Source organism: Bacillus pinisoli (assembly GCF_023036475.1).
Lineage (GTDB): Bacteria > Bacillota > Bacilli > Bacillales > SA4 > Bacillus_BS > Bacillus_BS pinisoli.
The window spans coordinates 37,650-64,623 of the sequence record NZ_JAJQKI010000013.1; the positions used below are offsets into that span (position 1 = coordinate 37,650).

Consider the following 26,974-nt stretch of genomic DNA (forward strand, 5'->3'; position numbering starts at 1 on the left):
AGTACATGAATTGAAGGAGGTTGTCACGTCTTGGCTATTGAAAAAATGACGATGCCACAACTTGGTGAGAGTGTGACAGAAGGGACCATTAGTAAATGGCTCGTCTCACCTGGTGATCACGTAAATAAATATGACCCTATTGCAGAAGTAATGACTGATAAAGTTAATGCAGAGGTTCCCTCCTCCTTTACAGGGATCATAAAGGAGTTAGTAGCAAAAGAAGATGAAACATTAGCGGTGGGAGAAGTCATCTGTACCATTGAGGTTGAAAACGGAAAAGCTTCTACTGCTCCTTCCGAAAAGAAGAGCGGAGAAGAAACTTCTACTAAAGCAGCCACCTTGCCAGATGCTACAACATCTCTAGAGCAGCCGAATAAGCGTCGTTATTCTCCTGCGGTATTACGACTAGCTGGGGAGCATAATATTAATTTAGAATTGGTGAATGGTACTGGTGGTGGCGGAAGAATTACTCGTAAGGATCTTCAACAAATTATAGATTCGGGAGATATTCCAACAGCACCAAAGGCTGAGGTCGTTTCTCCACAAACAGAGGTGAAGCCTTCTGTTACAACGACACCAACACCTACACCATCTGCTCCAGCTCCACAGGTTACAACGCAACATGGTGATATTGAAATCCCGGTTACTGGAGTAAGAAAGGCGATTGCCGCTAATATGCTTCGCAGTAAGCATGAGGCGCCACATGCTTGGACGATGGTAGAAGTGGATGTAACGAATCTCGTCAACTATCGAAATTCTATAAAGGGTGAATTCAAGCGAAACGAGGGCTTTAATCTAACCTTCTTTGCATTCTTTGTAAAGGCCGTAGCTCAAGCGCTAAAAGAATTCCCTCAAATTAATTCAATGTGGGCTGGAGATAAAATTATACAAAAGAAGGCTATAAACATCTCTATTGCGGTCGCGACAGAAGATGCTCTATTTGTACCTGTTATTAAAAATGCTGATGAATTAACGGTAAAAGGGATTGCAAGAGAAATTACTGAGCTTGCTAATAAAGTCCGTACAGGAAAATTGAAATCGGATGAAATGCAAGGGGGAACATTTACAGTTAATAATACAGGATCGTTTGGCTCTGTCCAATCAATGGGTATTATTAATTATCCACAAGCAGCCATTTTACAAGTAGAATCCATTGTTAAGCGTCCTGTTGTGTTAAATGACAATATGATTGCCATTAGGGATATGGTCAATCTATGTATGTCACTAGACCATCGTGTTCTTGATGGACTTGTATGCGGTAGATTCCTTGCAAGAGTAAAAGAAATTTTAGAAAACACTTCTAAAGACAATACGCCTATTTATTAATCAATATTGAAGTAGGCTTTATACTTGTGAGGAAACCTGTTAGTATAATTGAAAAAAATAAAGCAGTCCAAAACGGGCTGCTTTATTGTTTTAATGAGATGTTAGACGGAATGTTCAGTAAATCTGCATTGTACAGAAAATGTATTTATAATAAAATTATATAAGAATAGATTCATATACATAGATTTAAATTTAGAGAAAAGTGTAAGCGTTTCCGAAAAGAGGGGGAGAGCAAATGGAGGAAAAGCAAATATTATCATGGATTTTTGACTTAGATGAGTTTTCAGTCCCGTCCTATGAACAATGGGAACAAGCTGCAACCTCTTCATTAAAAGGCAAGCCGTTTGAAAAACTTTTTACATCCACTCCAGAGGAAGTAAAATTAAAGCCAATTTACACTCAAATAGAAACAGAAACAGGTTTAGAGCTTTTTTCAAATCAAAGTGATAATCGTTGGCTAATTAATCAAGAGCTTTCAGGTTCTAACTTGGAGGAACTTATTTTATCAATCAATCGAGCCAAGTTAAATGGTCAATCTGTCATTCATTTTAAGTTGAGAACGAAAGAGTCTCAAGTAGGCGTAGAAATGACAAAATTGGAAGAGTTAAAAGAAATTCTTAAGACATCTGATGATAAAGAAGTTACTTTTTTTGTAAATACGAAACTACTCCATGGCGCCTTTTTATCGGGAGCTCTGCAGGCAAGTGTGAGTGAAAATAAAACACTGACTGGTGTAATTGGTCATGATCCAATTGGAGAATGGGTAAAAGAAGGATCCCTTCCTTCCACGCTATCATTCTACTTTGATGAAATGGTGGCCATGCTACATGAGAGTATTAAATCTCAGCCACAACTAAAATCGATATTAGTTACTAGTGACCCTTATCATAACGGAGGATCTACTGCTGTTCAGGAGTTAGCGTATAGCCTGTCTACAGGTATTGAATATGTACGACAATGCTTAAGTAGAGGTGTACCTATAGTTGAGGTAGCTTCAAGAATCGCTTTCACATTCTCTGTAGGGTCCAATATGTTTATGGAAATAGCCAAGTTAAGAGCGGCAAACCTTTTATGGTCTTCTATTGTGAAGGAATTCGGAGGTTCTGAAGAAGTACAACAAATTTGGTTTCATGCGAAAAACTCTTCTACGACCAAAACGATATATGACCCTTATGTAAACATGCTAAGAGCAACAATTGAATCTTTCTCAGCAGTGATTGGTGGAGCCGATAGCATTGAAACTTCTGCTTATGATGAGGCGTTTCAACAACCAACTCCATTCTCTGAAAGAATTGCAAGGAACGTTCAATCTATCTTATTGGATGAAGCGTATCTTGGAAGAGTAGTAGATCCATCTAAAGGTTCTTGGTATATTGAATCTCTTACGAAACAGGTTGCCGAAAAGGCTTGGGTACTCATACAAGAGGTTGAAAAATCTGGTGGTATGATGGAGGCACTAAAAAAAGGAACGATCCAACAGGCCATAGCAAAATCAAGGGAAGACCGTTTCAAGAAAATAGAAGCGCGTCAAGAAAAAATAGTTGGCGTGAACATGTATGCAAACGCAATGGAACAGGCAACAGAAAAGCACCATGAGAAGTTATCGTATAACGAAGAAAGCAATCAAGAAATTCTTCATAAATCCGTTTCTATTTCCGACCAGGAAATGATTATAGCTAAACTAGAAGAGGGGCTATCAATTAGACAGGTTCAACAATTACTACAAGAGCCTGTTACAGAGGATAGTATTACAGTTGTTCCAGCAATAAGATGGTCAATGAAATTTGAGGAACTGCGTAATCGTGCTTTTCAATTTGAAAAACTCACTGGTACACCATTATCAGTTGGATTGATTAACATCGGGCCGCTTGCTAAGCATAAGCCAAGAACTGATTTTACAAAAGGTTTCTTCGAAGTTGGTGGGTTTCATGCACATGAAACGAAAAGTATTTCGACATTAGAAGAGTTGAGCAATGAATTCAATATAGTAAACGAAAAAGTCATTGTGCTGTGTGGAGATGATGTTACCTACACTAGTATGGGACTACAGGTACTGAATCATATTAAACAGGTAAATCCGAACGGAAAGATATATATTGCCGGGCTTCTTCATGAAGAGACTCTACCGGCTTATAAACAGGCAGGTTTAACTGGATGTATTCATATCCATACGAATTGTTATCAATTTTTACTAAACTTGCAAAAAGACCTAGAGGAGGGAAGAAATGAAAACGCCTAATTTTGCTTCCATTCCATTTGAAGAACTAACTCACAATCATTCTAAACAGACGAACCCAACACTAAATACGTATGAAACAAATGAAAAGATAACGGTCAAAAATACTTACCAAAGGGAAGATATAGAGCATTTACCATTCCTTGATTATATGCCTGGTATTGCCCCTTATACGAGAGGTCCATATCCGACGATGTATGTCAATCGGCCATGGACAGTAAGACAGTATGCTGGATTTTCTACCGCAGAAGAAAGCAATGCCTTCTATCGACGAAATTTAGCAGCGGGACAGAAGGGTCTTTCCGTAGCGTTTGACCTTGCCACCCATAGAGGCTATGACTCTGATCATCCAAGGGTGGTTGGGGATGTTGGAAAAGCAGGCGTAGCCATTGATTCCATCTTGGATATGAAGATACTCTTCGATGGGATACCTCTGGATGAAATGTCGGTCTCTATGACAATGAATGGTGCAGTATTACCAATCATGGCGTTCTACATTGTTACCGCTGAAGAACAAGGCGTACCGCTTGAAAAACTTTCTGGTACTATTCAAAACGATATCTTGAAGGAATATATGGTACGAAACACATATATTTACCCTCCTGAAACATCAATGAGAATCATCGCTGATATATTTGAATTTACGTCAAAAAATATGCCAAAGTTTAATTCAATCAGTATTTCTGGCTATCACCTTCAAGAAGCGGGTGCTCCAGCTGATTTGGAATTAGCTTATACTCTTGCAGACGGGTTAGAGTACGTAAGGACGGGACTAAAGGCAGGCATTGACATTGATTCTTTTGCACCGAGACTTTCGTTCTTCTGGGCTATAGGCATGAATTATTTTATGGAAGTAGCCAAGATGCGAGCTGCTCGGTTATTATGGGCAAAGTTAATTAAGCCATTTCATCCTAAAAATGAAAAATCATTAGCACTTAGAACCCATTCTCAAACTTCTGGATGGAGCTTAACGGAGCAGGATCCATTCAATAATGTGGCGAGAACTTGTATGGAAGCACTAGCGGCGGCATTAGGGCATACACAATCCCTACATACTAATGCTTTAGATGAAGCCATTGCACTTCCCACTGATTTCTCAGCCAGAATTGCGAGAAATACGCAGCTCTATTTACAGGATGAGACCCATATTACAAAGGTTATTGATCCTTGGGGTGGATCGTATTATGTTGAATCGCTTACTGCTTCTCTAGTTGAAAGAGCATGGGAGCATATTCAAGAAATTGAAGAGCTTGGTGGAATGGCCAAAGCGATTGAAACAGGACTTCCTAAAATGAAAATTGAAGAGGCTGCAGCGAAAAGACAGGCACATATAGATTCAGGAAAAGAGGCAATTATAGGTGTCAATAAATATCGCTTAGAACAAGAAGAAGAGATTGAAACATTAGATATTGATAATACCCTAGTTCGAAAAAAGCAAATCGAGAGACTTCAGCAGTTACGACAGAATCGTAACGAAGAAGAAGTACGATCAGCATTAGATGCGATTACTAAAGCGACAGAAACAGGTGAAGGAAATCTATTAGCTCTTTCAATAGAAGCAGCACGCGTTCGAGCTTCACTTGGTGAAATTTCTGATGCGATTGAAAAAGTAGCAAAACGTCATAAAGCAGTAATACGCTCCATTAGTGGTGTATATAGTTCTGAGTATACAAATGAAGAAGAAATTTTAAAGGTAAAAAAGCTTACAGATAGCTTTTCTGAGTATGAGGGTAGACGCCCCCGCATCTTGATTGCCAAGATGGGTCAAGATGGACATGATCGAGGCGCGAAAGTCATTGCTACTGCGTTTGCAGATCTTGGATTCGATGTCGATATCGGTCCTTTATTCCAAACACCTGAAGAAACAGCTCTTCAAGCAGTAGAAAATGATGTACATGTAATTGGAATAAGTTCACTAGCTGCAGGTCATAAAACACTATTGCCACAGTTAGTGGAAGAATTACGCAGACATGACAGGGACGATATTGTGGTCATTGTAGGTGGTGTTATTCCATACAAAGACTACGAATTTTTATTAAGTCATGGTGCTTCTGCTGTGTTCGGACCAGGAACTGTTATTCCAGTTGCTGCTGAGAAGGTGTTATCTGAGGTATGTCGTCGACTAGGATATGATGAAGTGGTGGATTCTAATGAATGAATCTGGTGGCAAACTTCCTAGGAAGAAGGAAAGAAGTATAGAAGAACTGGTTGAAGGGATTCGTACCGGAAATAGAGCGATCCTGGCACAAGCCATTACATTAATTGAAAGTAATGCAACAAGGCACTTTGAAAAAGGGCAAGAACTGATTAACCGAATTCTTCCCTTTACAGGTCAATCTATTCGAATTGGTATAACTGGTGTACCAGGTGCTGGAAAAAGTACCTTTATTGAAGCATTCGGTACTTATCTTTGCCAACTAGGACATAAGGTTGCAGTGTTAGCTGTTGATCCTTCCAGTAGTGTGACAGGTGGTAGTATTCTCGGGGACAAGACAAGGATGGACCGCCTTTCAAGAGATCCACGAGCATATGTCAGACCGTCTCCAGCGGCTGGTACATTAGGAGGCGTCGCTAGAAAAACAAGGGAAACAGTTTTAGTTTGTGAAGCTGCTGGTTATGATGTCATAATTGTTGAGACAGTAGGAGTCGGTCAGAGTGAAGTGACTGTAAGGAGTATGGTGGATATATTTCTCTTATTAGCTCTAACTGGAGCGGGCGATGAACTTCAAGGGATGAAAAAGGGGATTATGGAGCTTGTTGACTTGTTAGTTATTAATAAAGCAGACGGTGATAATGAAAAGAAAGCCCTAAAGGCAAAAGAGGAGTTTACAAGGATCCTGCATTTTCTAAAACCTGCTACAAGAGGCTGGACGTCAAAGGCTCTAACTTGTTCTGCTTTATATGAGAGAGGTATTCCAGAAGTATGGGAGTCGATACAAGAGTTTGAAGAGACCACTATAGCCCAGGGAATGTTTGAAGAGAGAAGAGCTTCTCAGATGAAGGATTGGTTTTATTCATTGATTAAACAAGAATTAGAAACAAGCTTCTTTACCTCTCCTGTAACGAAAGAACATTTACCTTATTTTGAAAAAGAGGTCATGTCGGGGCATCTCTCTGCAAGTCTCGGTGTCAAACGATTGTTTGATGAATTTAATCATCGTAGGAGATAATACAGAATGATTGAATATGTGCGTTCAGCTTGATAATATTAATGAGATAGCGTAAGGAGGATACGAATATGTCAATGAATTTTAATTTCTTTATAAATGATGTGGTCAATCAAGCAAGAGAAGATATGGTTCAGGCAGGTTATACGCAATTAACTACTCCTGAAGAAGTAGATGCTGCGTTAAACCAAAAGGGTACAACACTTGTCATGGTAAATTCGGTTTGTGGATGTGCAGGAGGAATTGCCCGTCCAGCAGCTACTCATGCGGTTCATTATGATAAGCGTCCGGATCACTTAGTAACTGTTTTTGCTGGACAGGATAAAGAAGCTACTGCACAGGCACGTACTTTCTTTGAAGGATATCCGCCTTCTTCTCCATCCTTTGCTTTACTAAAGGATGGTAAAATTCAAATGATGGTGGAACGCCACGAAATTGAAGGGCACGACCCAATGCAAGTCATACAAAAGCTACAAAATGCTTTTGAACAGTATTGTGAAGAAGTTTAATTTAATGTAAATTTAAAAAAGGTGGTAATCAATGATTATCGCCTTTTTAAATTTAGTTGCTAAATATTTTGAGGGAGAGCGTAATGATGAAAATAAAAATCGGGTATCGGACGATAAAAACAGCCTTAGGTGTCACCATTGCGGTTTGGATCTCCTCGCTCCTTGAACTTGATTATTATTTATCTGCCGGAATTATCACCATATTATGTATTCAGGCTACAAAGAAGAAATCTCTTCAAAGTTCTTGGTCACGATTCCTGGCATGCACCATCGCCATGGCATTTTCCATTGTTTTTTTTCAAATACTTGGTTATGAACCATGGGTAATTGGACTACTCATGATTTTTTTTATACCGGTTACGGTTTACTTTCGAATCCAGGAAGGCATTGTGACAAGTAGTGTTATTATCTTTCATCTATATAGTGAGGAGACGTACTCGCAGACCATTATCTTAAACGAATTTGCTCTTATCGTTATTGGTATAGGGATCGCTTTACTTATGAATTTATATATGCCAAGTGTAGATCATCAGTTGAAAAAATATCAGGTAGATATAGAACGATACTTCAGTGGAATCTTTAAAGAAATAGTCAATTACATACGTTTAAAGAATTCAGATTGGGATGGCCATGAGATTACCATGTCTCATCATACCCTCGAGAAAGCAAAGAGTTTGGCTATTCGGGACGTTCAAAATCATCTGTTACGTCATGAAAATATTTATTATTCCTATTTTAGAATTCGAGAACAACAACTAGAAATATTAGAAAGAATCCTTCCCCTTGTTATCCCTTTAAATCACTCTGGTGAAGAAGGAGAAAAAATTGCTGATTTCCTTGAGGACATCAGTAATTCCATACATCCTGGGAATACAGCGAATCGGTTTCTATTACAAATTGAAGAGTTAAAAAGGGAGTTTAGGGAATCAGAACTTCCAAAAACAAGAGAAGAATTTGAAGTGAGAGCCTCTCTGTTTCAGCTATTAAAGGAAATGGAGCAATACTTAATTATAAAAAGCTATTTTCGACCAAATGAATGAGAAATGCCTTCCTGTTTCACACTATCCTTAAAGGGTGGTGATGAGCATCTTACAAGTAATAGTAGCCATTATTCTCACTATTTCGCCTATCTGGCCTTTAGGACCTAATCCACTTCCTGGTGACCCTTATATTATTGTGAATAAGAATACACATGAACTTGCTTTTTTTAATAAAGGTGAGCTACAACAGGTCTATCCAGTTGGAACTGGATTATTTGATGATTTTACTCCTGAAGGTACTTTTACTATCACAGTAAAAGCGAAGGATCCTTATTATCGTCGAAAAAATATTATGGGGGGAAGTCCTGAGAATCCTCTTGGTAGTCGTTGGATTGGGTTTGATGCTTTAGAAACAGATGGACGTACTTATGGAGTACACGGAACGAATAATCCCTCTTCTATTGGCAAGGCAGTCTCACAAGGCTGCATTAGAATGCATAATGAACACGTTAATCAGCTGTTTGATCTAGTCCCACTAGGTACAAAGATATTTATTACCTCAAGTGATGAGTCTTTTAACAACATTGCTCAGCAGCAAAAGGTAATTGATTAAGGCTCTTTTCTAAAACTTTGTTGCATTTCAATAATTCAGCAATTTTAAAGGTTAGAAAAAATTTTAAAGCAGAGACTTTGTACTAACAAGTAAAAATCCGGCATTTGGGATTTTTACGAAAACAACAGTCTATATGAAAACAGCCTTGATTAATGATGACCCTATAGTAGGAAATGACCTGCTGATAGGGTCTTTTCTTTGGGATCTTTTCTAACACTTTGTTGCTCTCAAACCTACATGATCTGAATGTAATCTTACTATTGTTTTAAAGAGAGCATTTCTTTAGGGTTTTAAGAGCCTTTCTTTTAACTTAAGCGTTCCAATCATGTAAGCCATACATAGACTATTTACAAGAAGAAGGGGGTGTTTTTGGATGCCAAACGTTATCCTTGGGCCTGTCATATTTAATAGTAATGAAGGTATTATTACTGGGGCTGCCCTCAATGTATCTCCAACAAGTACAAGTAAAACGGTAGCAGGAGCCGGTGGTTTTAACACTGGGTACTGGGTTGTGACAAATAACTGGTTAAGTACAACAGGAACCGTAGATCCAGATGTGGCAGATTCAAACATACAGGAAGTTGTATAGAAGAAACAAGAGACACTTCATTTTGGAGTGTCTTTTTTATAGCTTACATTCTATTGCATATTAACCTTGACTATCTATATGCCTTTCCTCTTTACTCCTCAAACAAAAAGCTTAATCATTAGAGTCAAATAAAAAGAAGCCCGATCGGCTCAGTACTAGGCGTTTGCCCTTCCGTTGTTTACCTAAATTCATAGGATATAACAAATGATCAGGGAGGTGTTATGATGAGTGAAGTAAAAGGTTTTGGTTCAGGTTTTGCGTTAATCGTTGTGTTATTTATCCTACTGATCATTGTGGGATCTGCTTATATTGGATACTAATTTAGACTCGATATAAAATAGGGAGGTCATTTTATGTTTAGAGCAGGATGCGGCTGCGGAAATCATGAATATACAGCACCAGTCATGACTGGTTATGAAAATGTAGCTCCAGTTACACCGGGATATGGGTATGCGGCACCGGTCATGACTGGTTATGGAACAGGTCACACATTTACGTTAATCGTCGTTTTATTTATTCTATTAATAATTGTTGGAGCGGCTTGGGCGTAAATATTACCTTATAAATAGAATCCATACTTCAGAAGAAGTATGGATTCTCTTACTTTAAGGCTGTTTTCGTAAAAATTGTTGTTTCCGTAAAATCCCAACAGCCGGATTTTTACTCGGTAGTACAGCGTCCAGTGCTTTAAATAGAGAGAGTTGCTCTTTTCTAACAAGTATTACTTGGGTTTTACTTACAGAGAAGGGTGGGTTTTAGAAATAGTAGCTTGAAAAGCAACAAAGTTTTAGAAAAGAGCCTACTTGCAATAAATTAGGGGCTAACTTATGATAAATCTCTCCCTGTTAAACCTGGAGATTTGTCTGTGTCCTCATTATTATTATAATCTGAATCGTTAGAAGCTTGCTGATGAGGTTTATCACTACCTACATATGAAGATTTATGCGCTTGTTGTTCCTTAGTAAATCGATCAAAGTCTTGGTTTACCATTAGTTCATTCTCCTTTTTAGATGAAGGTAACGACGATATGACGTGAACTCTCACGCCAGAAGTGTATCCTTCAATAGTTTTTGCTATCAGTGAAAATAAAAACTGTTAATAAATGGTTTATTACGTGACATATTTAGATTCTCTTGAAATGTATAAATTTATCATGAATGTATATATTTGGTCTCAGGGAAGAAATAAGTCTGGCAATTATAAAAATTTCTGATAAATTTAAGAATATAAATAGTATAGAGGACGTGATTAGAATGCAGCCTTCCATTGCCATTCAGCCGACTCATAAATTAATGGGAGTCACGCTAGTATTAATTGCTGCTGTATTATGGGGAGTCTCTGGTACAGTTGCACAGTATTTGTTTCAAATGAAGGGGTTTGGGGCTGGATGGCTAGTTGTCATTCGACTTCTAACAGCTGGTCTATTAATGCTAGTGCTTTCCTATTCAAAGCAAAAAGAGAAAGTCTGGAAGGTATGGGGGGATCGAAAGGACCGTGTCCAATTAGTAATATTCGGACTGTTGGGAATGCTGGGAGTACAATACACGTATTTTGCAGCCATAGAATCAAGTAATGCAGCAACTGCCACAATACTACAGTACTTGGGCCCGGTAGTTATATTATTTTACCTAGTCTTACGAGCAAGAAGAACGCCTACATATAAAGAACTAATAGTCATTGTTTTGGCGTTATTAGGAACTTTCTTACTTGTAACGAATGGGACCGTTGACTCCTTAAGTTTATCTAGAGCAGGCTTATTTTGGGGACTTATTTCAGCAGTAGCTCTCGCATTCTATACCTTGCACCCAGCGGGTCTTATTAAGAGATGGGGGACAATGGTAACTGTTGGCTGGGGAATGTTAATTGGAGGAATAGGTTTTAGCGTGGTTCACCATCCTTGGGAAGTAGAAGGGACTTGGGGAATCTCAACAGGTCTCGCTATATTTTTCATCATCATTTTTGGTACATTAATCCCTTTTTATTGTTATTTAGAGAGTTTACAGTACATTAGTGCGTCTGAAACAAGTACTCTTGCATGTGCTGAGCCTTTATCTGCAGCCATTGTATCCATTATTTGGTTACATGTATCATTTGGATGGGTTCAATGGATTGGAACTTTACTCATTATTGCTACCATCATTCTCATTTCAAGGTGGAGAAATTGAATGCTGTTAAAACAGGAGTTTTTTCATAAGTTAGTTCTCCCCCTGAGGTTAGGGGGAGACTTAAGATTGTTAACTAGGATCATTTTCATCCAATGATAAAGTGGTCACTTCTGTGTACTCACCATGATCTACTTCCTCGTTAGTTGCATCTCTATTTAATTCGTCCTCAGTATCAATACCTTCTGCGATAGTTGGAACTTCGTTTTGATTCTTTTTCATCATCATGATCCCGCCTTATCAATATGTAATTTGAACATCGTCTGAATATAATTAGCTTTATTTTATCGTAAATCCTTGTTTAGTAATGAACACTGCAATCTTTTTTAACTCTATCGTTTTATGATCATATTCGATTTTTATTTCGTTATCAGAAGTATCTATTAAAACACGCTTCTATCTACAATCTTGATCCAGATCAAGACCCATTTCATACTACTTAATTCTCGTTGGGTTTTTAGTATTTCGTCCATATCGTTCACCATTTAAGCACTCATCTCCAGGGAAGTCTGTCGTTAGTTTTCTCTATAGGAAGTGATATCATACAATTTTGGTACAAGTTTGTTTATAGAAGCTTTTCGTTTATAACAAACTCGAAAACTAATTGAAAATGAGGTATAATAACATAGATTATTAAGAGTACTTATACATTAGATTTAAAGTGTCGAAAGCGAGTGTTCATAATGGGACGTAAATGGAACAATATTAAAGAAAAAAAAGCATCTAAAGATGCAAACACAAGTCGAATTTATGCCAAGTTCGGCCGTGTCATTTATGTTGCGGCGAAGCAAGGAGAACCAGATCCAGAATTAAATCAGTCGCTAAAATTAGTTTTAGAACGTGCGAAGACATATAATGTGCCTAAAGCCATTATTGACCGTGCGATTGATAAAGCAAAAGGTGCTTCAGATGAGACTTATGATGAGCTTCGTTACGAAGGTTTTGGTCCTAACGGTTCCATGATTATTGTCGATGCACTCACAAATAACGTGAACCGTACTGCTGCTGAAGTCCGAGCTGCCTTTAATAAAAATGGCGGTAATATGGGAGTAAGCGGATCTGTTGCCTATATGTTTGATGCTACGGCTGTATTCGGGGTTGAAGGCAAGTCAGCAGACGACGTGTTAGAACTACTGATGGAAGCAGACCTAGATGTCCGTGATATTACAGAAGAAGAAGATTCTGTGATTGTATATGGTGAACCTGATCAATTTCATGCGATTCAAGAAGCTTTCAAAACAGCGGGAATTACAGAATTTACGGTTGCAGAACTAACAATGCTAGCTCAAAACGACGTGTCACTTCCTGAAGATGGTCAAACAAAGTTTGAAAAGCTTATTGATACGTTAGAGGACCTTGAGGATGTCCAACAAGTTTATCACAATGTTGATTTAGGAGAATAACAGAAGTAAAGTAATCCTTATCATTACCTATATAGCTATAAATGAAAGTGCACCATAAGTTTGAATGGTGTACTTTCATTTTATGTACCACTAAGAATTTACTAGATTTAAAGAATCCTTAAATTTTATTTATTGGATAATAGCAACAAAGCATTTTCGTAGGTAATAAATAATATGAAACTATTGATCTAAATAAAGGAGTGTTTTTATGGTAAGAACAAACAAGGTTAAATTTTTAGTAGATATGAGTTCTAACATACACTTGAAACACCAAGTATTATCAAGTTACACTTCCTTATTTTACAAAGACTTTGCAATTGGCTCAATGTTTCACAGTGGAGATCGGAAAAATAAGTTTTCAATTAATGCCATTGAAGGAAGTGAGTTTGAAGCTTATCTTAAAGGAAAAGTAGGAGCAACAGTAAAATCTGATACAGAAGGGTACAAGGTAGCCTGGTTAGATTTAAGCAAAGATGCTGACTTTGAAAAATTAGAAGAAATAGTTGTAGAATTGCCGAAATTTGAAAAAGTAGGCTTAAGAAAACTTTATGAGCAACATTAGAAATAGCAACAGATTCTTGGACGTAGCTAAAAATAAGAAGTTTTTGGAGCTGTCTAATGTAAACGAAAGAAAGAACTGAATTCAGCTCTTTTTTATTTATTCTATTGTTTCTTGACTTTCCCCATAAAGCTCATCCAAATGCAGTAAATGTGATAATCCCCATTCATGCATGGAAAGTAACAATGGTTTTAAACCTTCACCATATTCAGTTATGGAGTATTCAACTTTTGGTGGGATTACTGCATAAACCTTACGCTTAACGATATCGTGATATTCCAATTCTCTCAATTGTGTGGTTAGCATCTTCTTCGTTACATCAGGAATTAATTTATGGAGTTCGCTAAAGCGAAGCGTTCCTTTTTCCAAAAGATGAAAAAGAATGACAGGCTTCCATTTTCCAACTAGGAGTTCAAGAGCCGCTTCAACAGTCTGCTTACTTTTACATTCATTCATCATGTTACTCTCTCCTTAAGTATCTTTTTGTATACTATGGAACATTTATGTGCCTACTTCCTATATTTATACTTAGATTTTATTATAACCTTAGTAGTTTAAATTGTTATCTTTCTCAAATGTTTCAAATAAATTGGAGGTACAATAATGAATCTATATCATAGTAAACCTAATACATTTGTAAACCACGTCCATTTAAAGGTGTTAAACGTAAGTCGATCTCTCGATTTTTACCAAAACTTGATGGGGTTTCAGGTGATTAATCAAACAGGAAAAAAAGCAGTATTGACAGCAGACGGCGTGAGGCCTTTAGTTACCATCGAACAACCCGATGACATCATATCCAAACAAGAACGCACAACAGGTTTGTACCATTATGCTTTACTTCTTCCCAGCCGTAAAGATTTAGGGAAGCTAATCACTCTTTTATTGAGAGAACAGTATCCATTACAAGGGGCAACGTTCCATGGAACCCACGATGCTTTATATTTTCAAGATCCTGATGGCAATGGTATTGAAGTTGCCGTAGATACGAATCCTTCGACCTGGAGAGACAAAACAGGAAAGTTAGATTTCTCAAAACATGGGCCAATGAATATAGAAAGTATTATAGCTGATGCGAATGGTGAAAGATGGAACGGTTTACCAGAAGGAACCATTATGGGACATATTCATTTGCATGTTTCTGATTTAGAAAAAACAAAAGATTTTTACCATGATGGGCTAGGGCTGGACATTGAGATGGAAATACCTAATCAAGCAGTATTTTTCTCAAGTGGTGGTTACCACCATCATATTGGAACAAATATATGGAATGGAAAAAATGCTCCAAAGCCTGCTTCAAATAGTGTAGGTATGACTTTTTATACACTTGTTGTATCAAACGAGGAAACAAGAAAAAAGATGGTAATGAAATTAGAAGCGATGGGTTATCCGGTGCTAGAAGAGAATGGGGAATTCTTTACGGAGGATCCAGCTGGGAATCGAATTCAACTGTATTGTTAATATGATGATGGGATTTATAAAGTTTCAATAAGTAACAATAAATCAAGGTGCATTGACCTAAAAAAGGGTTATTGCACCTTTTTGTTGAAGATATATCATAAAATGTAAGGCGAAGAAAGGGTGATTATATGTACCTATTTTTATCTATTATTTTAGCAACGTTGCTTGGATATTTATTGCTTCTTATACATCCACTAATTGGAGGCGTACTTGCATTTGGAATAGTTGCAGGTGGATTAGTTAGAGGAGTATATTTACTTAACAACATTAATAGAAGGCTGAATGAGATCGCTCCAGAATCAGATCGAGTTCAAAAGGTATATGAAGCGTATCTCAAAGAGAAAAATGAAGCTTCCTCTTAATTTAAAGCTCTTTTCTTAGTTTTTTTAAATTATTAACCGATTAAGTATGTTTTAATAAAGAAGGATAATTTTTCCTTTTGTAGAATACCTAAATATCGAATAAATCCTTACTAATCTCAGTAAGGATTTTAAATTTTTTGGCTCTGTTAAACCTTGTTGTTGATTTTCGTTCCAGGACACTCGCTTTCCGTGGGCAGTAAATGAAGGATATTTTCTCTATCGTGAAAAATCCCACTCCTCGGCAAAAAACGTGCCTGCGGGGTCTACAAGGACAAAGTGAACTTCCTTTGTCAGCGACCCGCTCTCCCACAGGAGTCTCGCGTCCTTCCACTTCAATCAACTCTACTAAAAATCAACACTGTACTTTAACACAGCAAATTTTTTAGAAGTAGGAATAGAAAGGTAGGTGGACGTAATGAATAGCAAATTAATAAGTATTAGGGGGAAACAATTATACGTAGAAGAATACGGTTCAAACGAAAAGCCTCCCATACTTTATTTACATGGTGGCCCTGGAGAAAGTTGCTTTGATTTCACCTTTCATCAGAAAGATAGGCTAGAGAGCTTTTATAGAGTCATTGCTATAGATCAAAGAGGTGTCTGTCGTTCGGAAGTTATCGGTGAAAATGAGATTTTTTCTCTAGATGATATTATTGAAGATTGCGAATGTCTAAGAGAACATTTAGGTATAGAAAAGTGGTCTTTAATTGGTCATTCGTTTGGTGGATACTTAGCACTCTTATATGTCTCGAGATTTCCAGATTCAATTGATCGAGTGGTGTTTGAATGTCCTACATTTGATTTTGCATTAACATCAAGGTTTCTATTGGAGAAAACAGCTAAATTAGCAAAAAAATATGGTAACGAGGATTTAGCCCGTAGATGTTTTGAACTAGCTAATAACCAAGAAAAGACAACGCAACAACTAACAGAAGAATATATGAAACTGAGTGATGAACTTGGCGAGAATAGAATGGACATATATACATTTATTAAAGAGAATCCTACCGATTATTCGATTTACTCAGATGAGGAATGGGATAAGTTCTATGATAAGTCAGAAATTCACTATGACAGACTTCGTGATGAAAGAAAGATTTTTGAATCATTGTTAAATAAGATTAAGGAAGTACAACGTCCAATGCTTCTTATGACAGCTGAACATGATGCTGCAACATGCGAAACACATATTCAGTCATTTAGTGAAAACGCTAAGATAGGAGAAATCTATCATTTCGTAAACTGTGGACATACTCCACATTACGAACAACCAGATGAGTTTACAAAAGTAATTAAAGAGTTTATAAAGTAATTCGTAAGAGAGGTTAAGGATGTTAGGTAAAATAATGAAGCAACTTCTTTCATTTATAATTTTGTTCATCGGTACGTTACTACTACATATAACCATAGAGGATATTAGTGTTATTCAATATATTGCGATGTTTTCTATTATGATTAGTGGCTTTTTGTTTGCGAGGAATTAAGTAAAATAGTAGATAGCCTGAATTTAGTAGATTGGGAAGAAATACTTCAGGAAAGAGGTTGAAGGAATGAAAGTTCTCATAGTTTTTGCCCATCCAGATGGTCAAGCGTTGAACGGTGCTTTGAAAGATTTATCAGTAGATATACTACAACAGAACGGACATGAAGTACATATAACAGATTTATACGAAAAGAAATTTAAAGCTATTGCTGATAAAGATGATTTTCTTGTGCTTAAAAATCCAGACCGTTTTAATTACATATCCGAACAGTATCACGCTTTAAAAAATAACACCTTCGTAGCTGATATTGTGGAAGAACAAGAACTAGTAAATTGGGCAGATTTCATTATTTTTCAATATCCGATGTGGTGGACTGACGCACCCGCTATATTAAAGGGCTGGTTCGATCGAGTTTTCTCCTACGGTTTTGCGTACGGCCCAGGTAGATATAGAGAAGGAAATTTAAAAGGCAAAACGGCTATCGTATCGGTAACTCACGGAGCTAGTGATCTATCGGAATACGGTGAAAGTGGTATTAAGGGAAAAGTGGAAGAACGTTTATACAATATTCAACACGAGAAGCTATTCTATTGTGGAATGACGGTTTTAGAGCCTTTTCTGTTCCCAGCTGGTGCAGATGAGGAGACGAGATTGCAGCAAAAGAAAGCTTGGGCGAAGCGTTTGGAAACTATTTTAGATGAAACTCCTTTATATATTTAAATAAAGTAGCACGCGTTTTCTTAACTTGCAATCGTTTTTTCCTATACTAATTAAGTATTGTTCAACAAAATAAAATGGTAATTTGGAGATTATACATGACTACAAAATATGTTAATTGGGGAGAAGCAAAAGTTAAATTAACCTGGAATTTCGATAACCAACTCCCACCAAGTGGTTTAATAACAAGTGTTCATGGATTGTGTTTTAAGGGTGGTAATTTATTATTAGTCAATGTAGGCCATAGAGGCTGGGACTTTCCAGGAGGTCATATTGAGAGTGAAGAAACTCCTGAACAATGCTTAAAACGAGAAGCATATGAAGAAGGTTATATAACTGGGAGTTGCTCACTTTTAGGGCATATAACAGTAGATCACAAAGAAAACCCAAAATGGGATGAAAATGGTCCATATCCTAAAATAGGATATCAAGTCTTTTATCGAATGGATATTGACCAAATGCATGATTTTAAAGCAAAGTATGAGTCTGCAGAAAGGATCTTAATAAATCCTAATAATGTAACGGAGTATTATCATGATTGGAACGAACTGTACCAAGAGATTCTTGAAGTTGCTACAGGGAAAAGTAATAACTAGATTGATAGTTGATGCTCGCTAATGGGTACATCTTGCTTAAATAATGATGAAAACTAGTGAGATTTTCCCATAATACTGAGGAAAAACTAAAAATGATTAGGCCAGTCGTTTCTTTTTAATAGAATATAAGTAGTTGTAAATATTAACCTATAAATATACGACAGGTTTCTTTGTGAATCTTTGCATAAAGGATCTTTTAATATTCTGGGCTATACAGGAGTAACAGGTTTTATTATACCTGAACAATCTAGTGGCAGTACGTGCATTTAAAATAATGGCATGTTTATTTAGCTAACGGGTGAGTAGAGTTGAACAGAGAAATTGTATTGAATGAGTGGATAATACTATGTTCTATAATTCGGGTAATTTAATAATTACACTGATGTGTTACTATTGGTTTTATCATCTCTATCACTTATTTAAAAGTTAGAAGTGGAAAGATCGATAAGGAAAATGAATTCCTGATAAGGAATGCTACTGAGGAATGGATTGAGAATGAGAAAAAAGAGTACAAAAAAGTGGAGATATTTAATCTCACGCACCTCCAGTTACCTTTTTTACTTCAGAGGCTTGAGCTAAAAACACGTAACAAATTTTAGCAAATTTGTTTGCTGAAGAAAAAGAGATATAGAATATTAATTATAACTAATATTTTATATCCCTTTTATTTTCTATCATTTAATACTTAATCTAGAAAAATATAATCTATATAATTGCTAGATACTATAGGAGATCAAAAAGATTATTGGTTCCAATGTTTTTACCTGTTCACAATCTTTTTATTTATAGTTACCAAATAATTTATTTAATATATCCATATACTTCTTATTGATCTCTTCTTCATCTACCAACAGTAACTGGCGATCACGCATAATCCATCTACCTTGAACTAAACAATGTTGTATTTGCTCTTCCTTTGTTTCAAACAGTAAATTATGTACGAGATTAGAAAAACCATCAGTATGAATAGAAGGGATAAAACAATCCTTTTTAATGAAAACTAGATCCGCATCGTACCCATGTTTAATGGAGCCTAAAGATGGTTGGTGGAATGCCTTTGCTCCACTTATAGTTGCCATTTTGAAAATATCTTCTGCTGTAAATCGGTCCATTGGTCTATGATTTTTTAGGAGGAAATAAGCTGCCTTCATCGTCTCCCATATATCCGTGCTTGCATAATCCGTACCAATGCAAACGTTTATTCCTTTTTCTAGCATTCTACCTATAGGAGCGATTCCCGCACCCGTCCAATGATTGGAGACAGGGCAATGGACAATTGAGGAACCAGCATCTCTTATTAATTCAATATCATGATCATTCGCGTAAACGCTATGGAATAACACAGTCTTATGATCAAGTAATCCATGTTCTTTATATAATACGATAGAGGATTTATTATAGGCTGAATAGATTAAATCTCTTCTCCAATCGTTTTCCATGCAATGAGTTAAAAAGAGAGAAGAAGGATATTTTTCCTTTGCCTGTAAACAACTTAAAATTGTTTCATCCGTTATATCCTCCTCCTCTAATAAGTGAGTTCCAAATGTGAGGTTTTGCTGTTGTCTTTCATAATACTCCTCAATTTGATGATAAGTATCAACAAATCCTCTTAATCCAATTTTACGTATTCCTTCAGCAGTAATACCTGGATTGTTCCCCGGTTCAGATTCACTCACGAAAGTTATTCCTTTTTTCGCCATTTCCATATAACTTTTCATACAAATCACTTGATACTCTTCATCTGATAACCCGTCAATGGATTTAAACAATTGGTTTTGAACTCTACCTTGCGGACTATCTTTACACCATTCTTCAATTTTAATATCTCTTCCTATCCCCTTTGCCACATAAGAATAGCCATGATAATGAGAGTTGAACAAGCCTGGTATAATAACGTAGTCATCACAATCTATTACTTCTAATGTATCATCTTGAGGGAGACCATCTATTATAATTTTCCCATCATTTATAAATAGGTCCCCTTTGGCCAAGCTAAATTCATGATTCAAGTAACTAGCATTCTTTAATAACATTAAATTTCACATCCATTTTTTAGTATTTTTCTATTTTTTTCCATACATTCCATAAATAAATTGTATTACTATTTATTCGCCTTGTCGATGCTAAAACTATCTAACAATGTAGATGTGTAGTAAAACTAATTTTAAAAGATATTGTTTATGCTCAGGCTATCTTTCAGAAAGAAAAACTGTGTAACTTAGTTTTATAGATAATTAACAGGTAAATATTCAACTATCGAGGACTTTAGTTCAATCGATTACTCAAATTTTTCCTATTTAAATTAATAGCTAACAAAAAAATAGAGTACGTTTTGAAAAATCTTTTTTTCAAAACATACTCTTATATTTAGGCTGTATATTTTAATACGCTACATTATCATCCCATGAATGCTCGTCAGGTCTTGCAAAGTAAGAACTCCTAATATTTAAACTGCTCCGTAATCTTGTTTAATTGTTCAGATTGATTTGCTAGTTTTTCAGCACTCTCTAAAATCTGTTCCATTAAACTTGATGTTTCTTCAGAAGAAGCAGTCGTTTCTTCAATTCCTGCAGCTGCTTCTTCAGACACGCTAGCAATACTAGTAATGGCAACATTCATAGACTCGCTTTGGTCGTATAGATGTTCTAGGTCCTTTGAGATGCTAGAAACTCCATCTGTCATACTATCAATAAGAGTAGAGATGGTCTTAAATGTATCTGATGTTTGTTTAATTTGCTGAGTGCCACTTTGCACGGTTTCATATCCGGTTGTTAAAGAAGTGCTTACTTTTAACGCTTCTTGTTGTACTTCATCAATAATAGAAGTTATATCAGTCACACTGTGCTTAACTTCTTCCGCCAACTTTCTTACTTCTTCAGCGACTACAGCAAAGCCTTTTCCATGTTCACCTGCTCGGGCTGCCTCAATGGCTGCATTTAATGCTAATAAATTCGTTTGCTCGGCGATACTGGTAATGACATTGACTAAATTTGTGATATTATGAACCTTCTCATTTAATCCTTCAACCCGATTAACAGATTCTTGAACCATTGTATTAATATCTTCCATCTTTTGTTCAGATTGAATCATTAGCTGATTACCTGATTCTGTTGAACGCTTTACTTCTTCGGTCAGTGTACGGACTTTAGCTCCTGCTTGGTTTGTAACGACCATACTCTTCATAAACTCTGATACGGAATCAGCTAGCATAGCAGAGTCTTGTGCCTGATCTTGTGCCCCCGAAGCTAATTCTTCCATCGTTTTCGTAATTTGGAAGCTTGTTTGCCTTACTTCATTAGCTGATTCAGCAAGACCTTTACTTTGATTTGTTACTATTTCACTTGATTGCGTTAGATTCTTCATAATCTCCCTTAATGTAATTCCCATGGTATTCGTAGCTTCCATTAATTGAGCAGTTTCATCCTTTGACTTAGAGACTAGATTCGTAAATTGTAGGTTCCCAAGTGCAATTTGTTGCATTCGAGAAACAACTAACTTAATTGGTGTCGTAATTGTATTTGATAACCAAAGTGATAAACCTATTGCCAGAATGATAACGACTGAAGATACGATCACTAAGAGTTTTTTTAAGTTTTCTAGCAAAACTATGGCTGTATCCCCATTTGTTATAATAGAATTCTCTCTATTTATAGCAACCTCTTCAAAGCCATTCATAATTTCTCTTCCTAAAGGGGTCGCTTCCTCCATCATAATCGTCTTTGCTTTTTCTATGTTACCTTTCTCAATTTCAGTAAATATTTCTTCAACGATCATCTTTCTCCATTCAATACTTTTGTTAATGAGTTCTTTTCCCCTCTCAGAAGCACCACTATTGATAATCTGTTCTTGAAGCAGTTTGCTTTCCTCGGTATATCGCATAAAAGCTTCCTTATATGACTGATCTTCTGGATAGAGTAAATACCCACGAGCAAGTGCTATTCGTTGAGCAAGGTTAAACGCTAATTTTTCATCCGCAATAAGAATGGGAAGTTCTTCTTCTAAGATGACATTTACATTCTTTTCAGCATTATTGATCAATAGATAAGTAGCGATACTTAATAATGAAAGCAATAACACAATAATGAGGTTAATTCCTAGTAGTTTAAATCGGATACTTTTCATTTTGTACTCCTCGTAAGTGAAAGTTGATTTTGTTCAATATTTTTATCGGATTTATTTTTTTTAATTTTATAAGTAAGTAAGGCTCTATATTTATGAAATTTTTTTGAACTTTTAATAAGGTTATGACCTAAAGAAGGCTATAACTACTAATCAAATAAAAGAAACCCCCAGAATTATAAAGATTCTGGGGGCTTACCTTTAATTTCGGTCATAAAATTCTTCTATTTTAAACATGACATCCTTAAGTACTTCAATAGAATGCAAAATATCACTTGTAAACTCTAAGCTATGATTAACACCTTCAATCAAACTTGGTTGTAATCTAGCATTCTTTTTGATTTCTTCAAATTTTTCTGGTATATAACAAGGATCCTGATCACCAATGATACAAAGTGCAACGTTTTTATTATGAAGTAACGCAAGGTAAACATTGTTCCGCTGTAACAAAGGGGTTAACCATATAGCTTTAGCCGAATGAAAATCAGGGTTTTTTAGAATATGAGACAATGCAATGGTACCAATTGATTTAGCAACAATAGTAAAGTCTGTGTAATCATGATTATGTAAGATTGAATCTATGACTGCTTGAACATCGGAAGTTAATTCCTCTTCACTGATCGAAGATAATTCTTCTTGTGAATAAGTGTAATTAACAAGTAATACATCTGACCTTTTATTAAGCATTATGGCCGTAGTGTAATGAAGTAATGGTGCCTGAGTAGTATAACCTGCACCAGGTAACATGATAGTTAGAGAGTTTGATTTTCGTTCTTGTTTATAAAGTTTAAAAGGGATATACCTGTTGATTGATCTAGCAGTATCACTAATAATCTTCATACTACACATCCTTTTTAAATTAATCATACTAAATATTCAAATTTTTTCCATAAATAATTCAACCTGATAAATGGAATGAATTTACATGAGGTGGATTGATTAGCTGTGAAAGAGGTCTTATAATGAAATAGATGTTTGAATTTTCAAAATTTATATTGGAAGTAGGATTGAAACTATGCTCTTACTGTCACTTATTAGTTCTTTTTTTAACGCTGTCAATACTTTGTATGCCAAGAAATTAATAATTGAGATGAAGGATAATAATAGTTTCATTGTTGCGTCATTCGCCTATATTGCCTTTTTGTTAGCACTGACTTTACCTTGGTTGTATAGTTTTAATGCCCATCTTATCTCCATCACTTTGCTAATCGTCGTCATCCTCTTTGATATGTCAGCTAATTTTCTCTTCTTTAAATCAATGAAGCGTATAGAAGTGTCAACTTTGTCTGTATATGTGGCTTTAACCCCTCTTTTCACGTTTATTCCGAACACGATTTTGTACGGTTTTCATCCCTTTGTACTTATTTCAGTCTTGTTTATTACAGTAGGGATCTATTTTCTTAATCTAAAAGACCGAAATCCACTATCTCCATTTTTAGAGCTTAAGAATAAAGGAAACTTATTGGGGATTGGGACGGCTGTTTTGTTTGGATTAAGTATGGTTCCATCTCAGCAGTTACTTATTCATCAATGGATTAACCCAGTTACATTATATTTTTTCCGTTCAGCAGGCATTGCCATTCTTACATATCTGATCTACCGCCCAAAAATTTGGTTTCCATCTCTTCATGTTCATTTAAGTGTTCGTGGTTTATTGGTTATTGTTCAATGGGTGAGTCTGTTGACAGCATTAACGTTTGCAGATGGTACATTAGTTGTAGCATTAGCTTTCACTTCACCAATATTTGCTGTCTTTTTAGCATGGTTTTACTTTAAGGAGAGAATTACTGTCGCAAAGCTAACGGCCTGCGTTATTACCATTACAGGTATTGTTATTACAGTTTTTTAAGAAGGTTGTTTTTGTATAGATTGTTGCTTCGTAAAAATCCCAAAAAAGCGGAATTTTACTTGTTCATTCAAAGTCTCTACTTTAAACATAGAGAGTTGCTCTTTTCTATGCCTCAAAAAATCAGTTTAATCATATTGAATATGCGAAATTGCTGAAATATAAGATTGAAAAGCAACAAAGTTTTAGAAAAGAGCCTTTAAGAGATACATAACTTATGGGACTAGTAATTTATGAAAATATTTACACATTCTACATCTTTCGACAACATTTTCAGTTTATAATGGTTTTGTAAGCTACACCATTATAAGGGGGAAGAAAGGTTGAAAAGAATAGTCCAGGTTCTTACGGCATCATTATTATTAGTTTCTCTTGTATTACCATCATTAGCTGTGGAAAAAGTAAACGCAACCACAACGAGTGGTGTTGTCTTGAATGAGATTGCATGGATGGGGACGACCGCTAGTTATAGCGATGAATGGATGGAGCTATACAACCACTCAAATCGTGACATAGACTTAACAGGTTGGACGTTAAACGCTCAGGATGGTGCACCATCTATTCAACTTTCTGGAGTAATTCCAGCGAAAGGTTATTTTTTACTAGAAAAAACAGATGATTCCTCACTTCCTAATCTTACAGCAGATCTCATTTATTCTGGTAGTCTATCCAATACTTCTGAGAATCTTGAATTACGTGATGCTTCTGGTGTATTAGTTGATAGTGTGAATGCTTGGTTTGCTGGAGATAACACAACGAAAGCTTCAATGGAAAGATTAAGCCCCTCGGTAGGTGGACTGGAATCTACGAATTGGAATACATCTACAAATAATAATGGATTTGGTTTCGGTACTCCGAAAGCTCGTAATACTAGCTCTTCCCTTTTAAAAGAGATCGTCATTAACGAGATTGCTTGGATGGGTACTTCAAAGAGTTACAGTGATGAGTGGATTGAACTTTATAATAACTCAAGCCAAGCTATTTCTTTAAATGGATGGTACTTACATGCTGCTGACGGAGATCCTACTATTGCTTTATCCGGGACTATTCCAGCTCATGGATATTTTCTATTAGAAAAAACAGACGATTATTCTGTAACAAGTGTAGCTGCAGATCTCATTTATTCTGGCACGCTGGGAAATACAAGTGAAGTATTAACATTAACGGATGCAACAGGTGTCATCATTGATCGTGTTGATTATTGGTATGCAGGTGACAATACTTCAAAAGCAACCATGGAACGAACTGTCTCAAATGATCCAGGCAACCTTTCTTCAAACTGGGCTACTGCTACTTTACCTTATGCAGATGGTCTTGGAACTCCGAAAAGTTCCAATTCTACGAATGGTGATGGAAGTGGAGCAGTAGAAGGATCATCAGGTGATTACGGTACTAATACACCGACAGCTACTAACCCTTGTACGGATACAACAGAGCAAATCAATAATGTGTCACAAGCAGAAGGTGCAATTAATGTGTACTTTAACAAATGTGCCTATACTCAATTTGCTACTACAGGGAACAAAGCTAACTATAACGTAAATTTTGAAAATATATTAATTAACCGTTTAAATTCAGCTACAAAGAGTATTGATTTTGCAACATATGAAATTAATTTACCACGTGTTGTGGATACACTTATTCAACGTGCTGCGGATGGAATTGACGTGCGTGTAATAGCAGACTCAAAGGATTCTGCTGATCCTCATTATGCAGAGCGTTTTGAAACGATGCGTTTGCTTATTGAAAAGATGGTACGTGGGAAAGACTTAGTGATTGGAACAGCAGACGATATCATTGTATTTTCTGATTCTCCAATGTTTGCAGTTGAAGATCCTACAAAGCGTACAAATAATGGTCTTCCTGCAATAGCTGATGATATACCAGTTGTAACAGTTGAGGTTGGTAGTTCATCTACAACAGGAAGGTTATTTGTTGATGCAGAATCAAAGTCAGCTGGATCTTATTTCGGTCCTGGTAACCAAATGCACAATAAGTTTGCCATAGTAGATGATCAATGGGTATTTACGGGTACATGGAACTTTACAGTGACAGGGCTTTATGGATCTGATGAGGATATGGCAGCCGGAAACCTAAATGGTAATCAAAATCAAATCGTTGAAATTAACTGGCCACAGTTAGCTAATATATATGAAGTTGAATTTAATGAGATGTGGGGGACTTCTGCTTTAAACCCAGACCCTTTAGCGTCAAATTTCAGTACACGAAAAGCGGATAATACAACAAAGGTAGTCGATATTAACGGTAAAAAGGTTGAAGTGTATTTTTCCTCTGGTGACAATGCAGTTGGTCGTTTAGCAGATTTAGTAAAAAATGAAGCACAATACAATGCATATTTTACAATTTTCGCTTGGAGTGATCAGCGTCTAGTTGATGAGCTGAAATACAAATACGAGGGCTCTTACAATGACTTAGAGGGTACATTAACTGGATTTGATATTAAAGGTGTATTTGAATCAAGTTACTGGAACCAATGGTGGTCTGCAAGTGTAGATATGACTGGAAGGACTGCCTCACAGGTGAGTGCCAATAATCCTAACACTCGTTGGGCTAATCCTGCACCCGTTTATCAAGATGTTGAAATACGTAAACTTCACAGCAAGACCATGTTAATTGATGCAGAAACAACGAGTGACCCAACCGTTATAGTAGGTTCAACAAACTGGAGTAACAACGGAAACAATGTAAATGATGAGAACATGTTAATCATTCATGATGCCGAGATTACCAATCAGTTCGTTCAAGAGTTTTATGCTCGATACGAGACTGCGGGTGGTAGCTTAAAATAGAGTAATGAAAAAGGACCTCTGTGTAAATGACAGAG

General features: G+C 36.4%; 27 protein-coding genes and 1 pseudogene. 21 read left to right on the top strand and 7 right to left on the bottom strand.

Annotated features, from left to right (window positions below):
* Positions 1-30: 30 nt before the first annotated feature.
* The 10 genes from LT143_RS16345 (at position 31) to LT143_RS20765 (ending at position 9,971) form a co-directional block, all read left to right on the top strand.
* Positions 31-1,326, top strand: coding sequence for a dihydrolipoamide acetyltransferase family protein (locus tag LT143_RS16345; protein ID WP_246944636.1), 1,296 nt, complete (start codon positions 31-33; stop codon positions 1,324-1,326).
* A 235-nt stretch (positions 1,327-1,561) separates the two neighbouring features.
* The gene (locus LT143_RS16350) at positions 1,562-3,565 is read left to right on the top strand and encodes a methylmalonyl-CoA mutase family protein (RefSeq protein ID WP_246944638.1); all 2,004 of its coding nucleotides are present in this window, start codon (positions 1,562-1,564) and stop codon (positions 3,563-3,565) included.
* A complete protein-coding gene (scpA, locus tag LT143_RS16355) occupies positions 3,552-5,720 on the top strand; it encodes a methylmalonyl-CoA mutase (protein ID WP_246944641.1) in 2,169 nt (722 codons plus the stop codon). Before LT143_RS16350 ends, scpA begins: the two co-directional genes overlap by 14 nt.
* Positions 5,695-6,732, top strand: coding sequence for a methylmalonyl Co-A mutase-associated GTPase MeaB (gene meaB, locus LT143_RS16360; RefSeq protein WP_246944803.1), 1,038 nt, complete (start codon positions 5,695-5,697; stop codon positions 6,730-6,732). The genes scpA and meaB overlap by 26 nt, the downstream gene beginning before the upstream one ends.
* Positions 6,733-6,800: 68 nt before the next feature.
* Positions 6,801-7,238, top strand: coding sequence for a BrxA/BrxB family bacilliredoxin (locus tag LT143_RS16365; RefSeq protein WP_246944645.1), 438 nt, complete (start codon positions 6,801-6,803; stop codon positions 7,236-7,238).
* 86 nt (positions 7,239-7,324) lie between these two features.
* Positions 7,325-8,278, top strand: coding sequence for an aromatic acid exporter family protein (locus LT143_RS16370; protein WP_246944648.1), 954 nt, complete (start codon positions 7,325-7,327; stop codon positions 8,276-8,278).
* 40 nt (positions 8,279-8,318) lie between these two features.
* Positions 8,319-8,831: a L,D-transpeptidase gene (locus tag LT143_RS16375; protein ID WP_246944650.1), complete on the top strand. Its 513-nt coding sequence runs from the start codon at positions 8,319-8,321 to the stop codon at positions 8,829-8,831.
* Between the two features lie 373 nt (positions 8,832-9,204).
* Entirely contained in the window at positions 9,205-9,420 is a 216-nt protein-coding gene (locus tag LT143_RS16380; RefSeq protein WP_246944653.1) for a spore germination protein, read from the top strand.
* A gap of 221 nt (positions 9,421-9,641) precedes the next feature.
* The gene (locus LT143_RS16385; protein ID WP_246944655.1) at positions 9,642-9,740 is read left to right on the top strand and encodes a YjcZ family sporulation protein; all 99 of its coding nucleotides are present in this window, start codon (positions 9,642-9,644) and stop codon (positions 9,738-9,740) included.
* Positions 9,741-9,824: 84 nt separating this feature from the next.
* Positions 9,825-9,971 (top strand): YjcZ family sporulation protein, encoded by a 147-nt coding sequence (locus LT143_RS20765; RefSeq protein ID WP_418909844.1) that lies wholly within the window; start codon positions 9,825-9,827, stop codon positions 9,969-9,971.
* A gap of 274 nt (positions 9,972-10,245) precedes the next feature.
* Here LT143_RS20765 and LT143_RS16395 read toward each other — a convergent pair whose 3' ends face one another.
* A complete protein-coding gene (locus LT143_RS16395) occupies positions 10,246-10,410 on the bottom strand; it encodes a hypothetical protein (protein WP_246944657.1) in 165 nt (54 codons plus the stop codon).
* A 263-nt stretch (positions 10,411-10,673) separates the two neighbouring features.
* Between LT143_RS16395 and LT143_RS16400 the strand changes: the two genes are divergently transcribed.
* Positions 10,674-11,585 carry an EamA family transporter gene (locus tag LT143_RS16400; protein WP_246944659.1) on the top strand — a complete coding sequence of 304 codons (912 nt, stop codon included), beginning with the start codon at positions 10,674-10,676 and terminating at the stop codon, positions 11,583-11,585.
* A gap of 69 nt (positions 11,586-11,654) precedes the next feature.
* On the opposite strand, the gene LT143_RS16405 is transcribed toward LT143_RS16400, so the two are convergent.
* Positions 11,655-11,807 carry a hypothetical protein gene (locus tag LT143_RS16405; RefSeq protein ID WP_246944661.1) on the bottom strand — a complete coding sequence of 51 codons (153 nt, stop codon included), beginning with the start codon at positions 11,805-11,807 and terminating at the stop codon, positions 11,655-11,657.
* A gap of 458 nt (positions 11,808-12,265) precedes the next feature.
* On the opposite strand from LT143_RS16405, the gene LT143_RS16410 reads away from it, so the two are divergent.
* Both LT143_RS16410 and LT143_RS16415 read left to right on the top strand, forming a co-directional pair.
* Entirely contained in the window at positions 12,266-12,985 is a 720-nt protein-coding gene (locus tag LT143_RS16410) for a YebC/PmpR family DNA-binding transcriptional regulator (protein WP_246944663.1), read from the top strand.
* A 208-nt stretch (positions 12,986-13,193) separates the two neighbouring features.
* A complete protein-coding gene (locus LT143_RS16415) occupies positions 13,194-13,547 on the top strand; it encodes a hypothetical protein (RefSeq protein WP_246944665.1) in 354 nt (117 codons plus the stop codon).
* Positions 13,548-13,643: 96 nt separating this feature from the next.
* On the opposite strand, the gene LT143_RS16420 is transcribed toward LT143_RS16415, so the two are convergent.
* Positions 13,644-14,003 carry a winged helix-turn-helix transcriptional regulator gene (locus tag LT143_RS16420; RefSeq protein WP_246944666.1) on the bottom strand — a complete coding sequence of 120 codons (360 nt, stop codon included), beginning with the start codon at positions 14,001-14,003 and terminating at the stop codon, positions 13,644-13,646.
* A gap of 144 nt (positions 14,004-14,147) precedes the next feature.
* On the opposite strand from LT143_RS16420, the gene LT143_RS16425 reads away from it, so the two are divergent.
* From LT143_RS16425 to LT143_RS16450, 6 genes are all read left to right on the top strand, one after another.
* A complete protein-coding gene (locus LT143_RS16425; RefSeq protein ID WP_246944668.1) occupies positions 14,148-15,005 on the top strand; it encodes a VOC family protein in 858 nt (285 codons plus the stop codon).
* Between the two features lie 128 nt (positions 15,006-15,133).
* On the top strand, positions 15,134-15,367 hold the full coding sequence (locus tag LT143_RS16430; RefSeq protein WP_246944670.1) for a hypothetical protein: 234 nt from the start codon (positions 15,134-15,136) through the stop codon (positions 15,365-15,367).
* Between the two features lie 415 nt (positions 15,368-15,782).
* Positions 15,783-16,679, top strand: coding sequence for an alpha/beta fold hydrolase (locus LT143_RS16435; protein ID WP_246944672.1), 897 nt, complete (start codon positions 15,783-15,785; stop codon positions 16,677-16,679).
* A 19-nt stretch (positions 16,680-16,698) separates the two neighbouring features.
* Positions 16,699-16,851: a hypothetical protein gene (locus tag LT143_RS16440; RefSeq protein ID WP_246944674.1), complete on the top strand. Its 153-nt coding sequence runs from the start codon at positions 16,699-16,701 to the stop codon at positions 16,849-16,851.
* Positions 16,852-16,917: 66 nt separating this feature from the next.
* Complete coding sequence (locus LT143_RS16445) at positions 16,918-17,571, top strand: NAD(P)H-dependent oxidoreductase (protein WP_246944676.1); 654 nt, start codon at positions 16,918-16,920, stop codon at positions 17,569-17,571.
* Positions 17,572-17,666: 95 nt separating this feature from the next.
* The gene (locus LT143_RS16450) at positions 17,667-18,164 is read left to right on the top strand and encodes an NUDIX hydrolase (protein WP_246944678.1); all 498 of its coding nucleotides are present in this window, start codon (positions 17,667-17,669) and stop codon (positions 18,162-18,164) included.
* A 779-nt stretch (positions 18,165-18,943) separates the two neighbouring features.
* On the opposite strand, the gene LT143_RS16455 is transcribed toward LT143_RS16450, so the two are convergent.
* The 4 genes and pseudogenes from LT143_RS16455 to LT143_RS16465 all read right to left on the bottom strand — a co-directional run bounded on the left by LT143_RS16455 (position 18,944) and on the right by LT143_RS16465 (position 23,132).
* On the bottom strand, positions 18,944-20,197 hold the full coding sequence (locus LT143_RS16455) for an amidohydrolase family protein (RefSeq protein WP_246944680.1): 1,254 nt from the start codon (positions 20,195-20,197) through the stop codon (positions 18,944-18,946).
* Positions 20,198-20,603: 406 nt separating this feature from the next.
* Positions 20,604-21,569 (bottom strand): methyl-accepting chemotaxis protein, encoded by a 966-nt coding sequence (locus LT143_RS20770; protein WP_418909845.1) that lies wholly within the window; start codon positions 21,567-21,569, stop codon positions 20,604-20,606.
* Positions 21,546-22,286, bottom strand: a pseudogene (locus LT143_RS20775) (methyl-accepting chemotaxis protein); the annotation flags it as partial. The gene LT143_RS20770 and the pseudogene LT143_RS20775, both read right to left, overlap by 24 nt.
* A gap of 198 nt (positions 22,287-22,484) precedes the next feature.
* The gene (locus tag LT143_RS16465) at positions 22,485-23,132 is read right to left on the bottom strand and encodes an alpha/beta hydrolase (protein WP_246944685.1); all 648 of its coding nucleotides are present in this window, start codon (positions 23,130-23,132) and stop codon (positions 22,485-22,487) included.
* Between the two features lie 166 nt (positions 23,133-23,298).
* Here LT143_RS16465 and LT143_RS16470 point away from each other — a divergent pair, with 166 nt between their 5' ends.
* Both LT143_RS16470 and LT143_RS16475 read left to right on the top strand, forming a co-directional pair.
* Positions 23,299-24,132 carry a DMT family transporter gene (locus LT143_RS16470; protein ID WP_246944688.1) on the top strand — a complete coding sequence of 278 codons (834 nt, stop codon included), beginning with the start codon at positions 23,299-23,301 and terminating at the stop codon, positions 24,130-24,132.
* A gap of 320 nt (positions 24,133-24,452) precedes the next feature.
* The gene (locus LT143_RS16475) at positions 24,453-26,939 is read left to right on the top strand and encodes a phospholipase D-like domain-containing protein (RefSeq protein WP_246944691.1); all 2,487 of its coding nucleotides are present in this window, start codon (positions 24,453-24,455) and stop codon (positions 26,937-26,939) included.
* Positions 26,940-26,974 lie beyond the last annotated feature (35 nt).

Bases quoted from the DNA above. Each gene is read 5' to 3' on its own strand.
- LT143_RS16410 (WP_246944663.1), top strand. From the start codon at position 12,266: ATGGGACGTAAATGGAACAATATTAAAGAAAAAAAAGCATCTAAAGAT.
- LT143_RS16350 (WP_246944638.1), top strand. From the start codon at position 1,562: ATGGAGGAAAAGCAAATATTATCATGGATTTTTGACTTAGATGAGTTT.
- LT143_RS16445 (WP_246944676.1), top strand. From the start codon at position 16,918: ATGAAAGTTCTCATAGTTTTTGCCCATCCAGATGGTCAAGCGTTGAAC.
- LT143_RS16370 (WP_246944648.1), top strand. From the start codon at position 7,325: ATGAAAATAAAAATCGGGTATCGGACGATAAAAACAGCCTTAGGTGTC.
- LT143_RS16440 (WP_246944674.1), top strand. From the start codon at position 16,699: ATGTTAGGTAAAATAATGAAGCAACTTCTTTCATTTATAATTTTGTTC.
- LT143_RS16415 (WP_246944665.1), top strand. From the start codon at position 13,194: ATGGTAAGAACAAACAAGGTTAAATTTTTAGTAGATATGAGTTCTAAC.
- LT143_RS16430 (WP_246944670.1), top strand. From the start codon at position 15,134: ATGTACCTATTTTTATCTATTATTTTAGCAACGTTGCTTGGATATTTA.
- LT143_RS16380 (WP_246944653.1), top strand. From the start codon at position 9,205: ATGCCAAACGTTATCCTTGGGCCTGTCATATTTAATAGTAATGAAGGT.
- LT143_RS20770 (WP_418909845.1), bottom strand. From the start codon at position 21,569: ATGGAAGCTACGAATACCATGGGAATTACATTAAGGGAGATTATGAAG.
- LT143_RS16455 (WP_246944680.1), bottom strand. From the start codon at position 20,197: ATGTTATTAAAGAATGCTAGTTACTTGAATCATGAATTTAGCTTGGCC.
- LT143_RS16450 (WP_246944678.1), top strand. From the start codon at position 17,667: ATGACTACAAAATATGTTAATTGGGGAGAAGCAAAAGTTAAATTAACC.
- scpA (WP_246944641.1), top strand. From the start codon at position 3,552: ATGAAAACGCCTAATTTTGCTTCCATTCCATTTGAAGAACTAACTCAC.
- LT143_RS16470 (WP_246944688.1), top strand. From the start codon at position 23,299: ATGCTCTTACTGTCACTTATTAGTTCTTTTTTTAACGCTGTCAATACT.
- LT143_RS16425 (WP_246944668.1), top strand. From the start codon at position 14,148: ATGAATCTATATCATAGTAAACCTAATACATTTGTAAACCACGTCCAT.
- LT143_RS16375 (WP_246944650.1), top strand. From the start codon at position 8,319: ATGAGCATCTTACAAGTAATAGTAGCCATTATTCTCACTATTTCGCCT.
- LT143_RS16435 (WP_246944672.1), top strand. From the start codon at position 15,783: ATGAATAGCAAATTAATAAGTATTAGGGGGAAACAATTATACGTAGAA.
- meaB (WP_246944803.1), top strand. From the start codon at position 5,695: ATGAAGTGGTGGATTCTAATGAATGAATCTGGTGGCAAACTTCCTAGG.
- LT143_RS16405 (WP_246944661.1), bottom strand. From the start codon at position 11,807: ATGATGAAAAAGAATCAAAACGAAGTTCCAACTATCGCAGAAGGTATT.
- LT143_RS16465 (WP_246944685.1), bottom strand. From the start codon at position 23,132: ATGTGTAGTATGAAGATTATTAGTGATACTGCTAGATCAATCAACAGG.
- LT143_RS20765 (WP_418909844.1), top strand. From the start codon at position 9,825: ATGACTGGTTATGAAAATGTAGCTCCAGTTACACCGGGATATGGGTAT.
- LT143_RS16365 (WP_246944645.1), top strand. From the start codon at position 6,801: ATGTCAATGAATTTTAATTTCTTTATAAATGATGTGGTCAATCAAGCA.
- LT143_RS16395 (WP_246944657.1), bottom strand. From the start codon at position 10,410: ATGGTAAACCAAGACTTTGATCGATTTACTAAGGAACAACAAGCGCAT.
- LT143_RS16400 (WP_246944659.1), top strand. From the start codon at position 10,674: ATGCAGCCTTCCATTGCCATTCAGCCGACTCATAAATTAATGGGAGTC.
- LT143_RS16420 (WP_246944666.1), bottom strand. From the start codon at position 14,003: ATGATGAATGAATGTAAAAGTAAGCAGACTGTTGAAGCGGCTCTTGAA.
- LT143_RS16385 (WP_246944655.1), top strand. From the start codon at position 9,642: ATGATGAGTGAAGTAAAAGGTTTTGGTTCAGGTTTTGCGTTAATCGTT.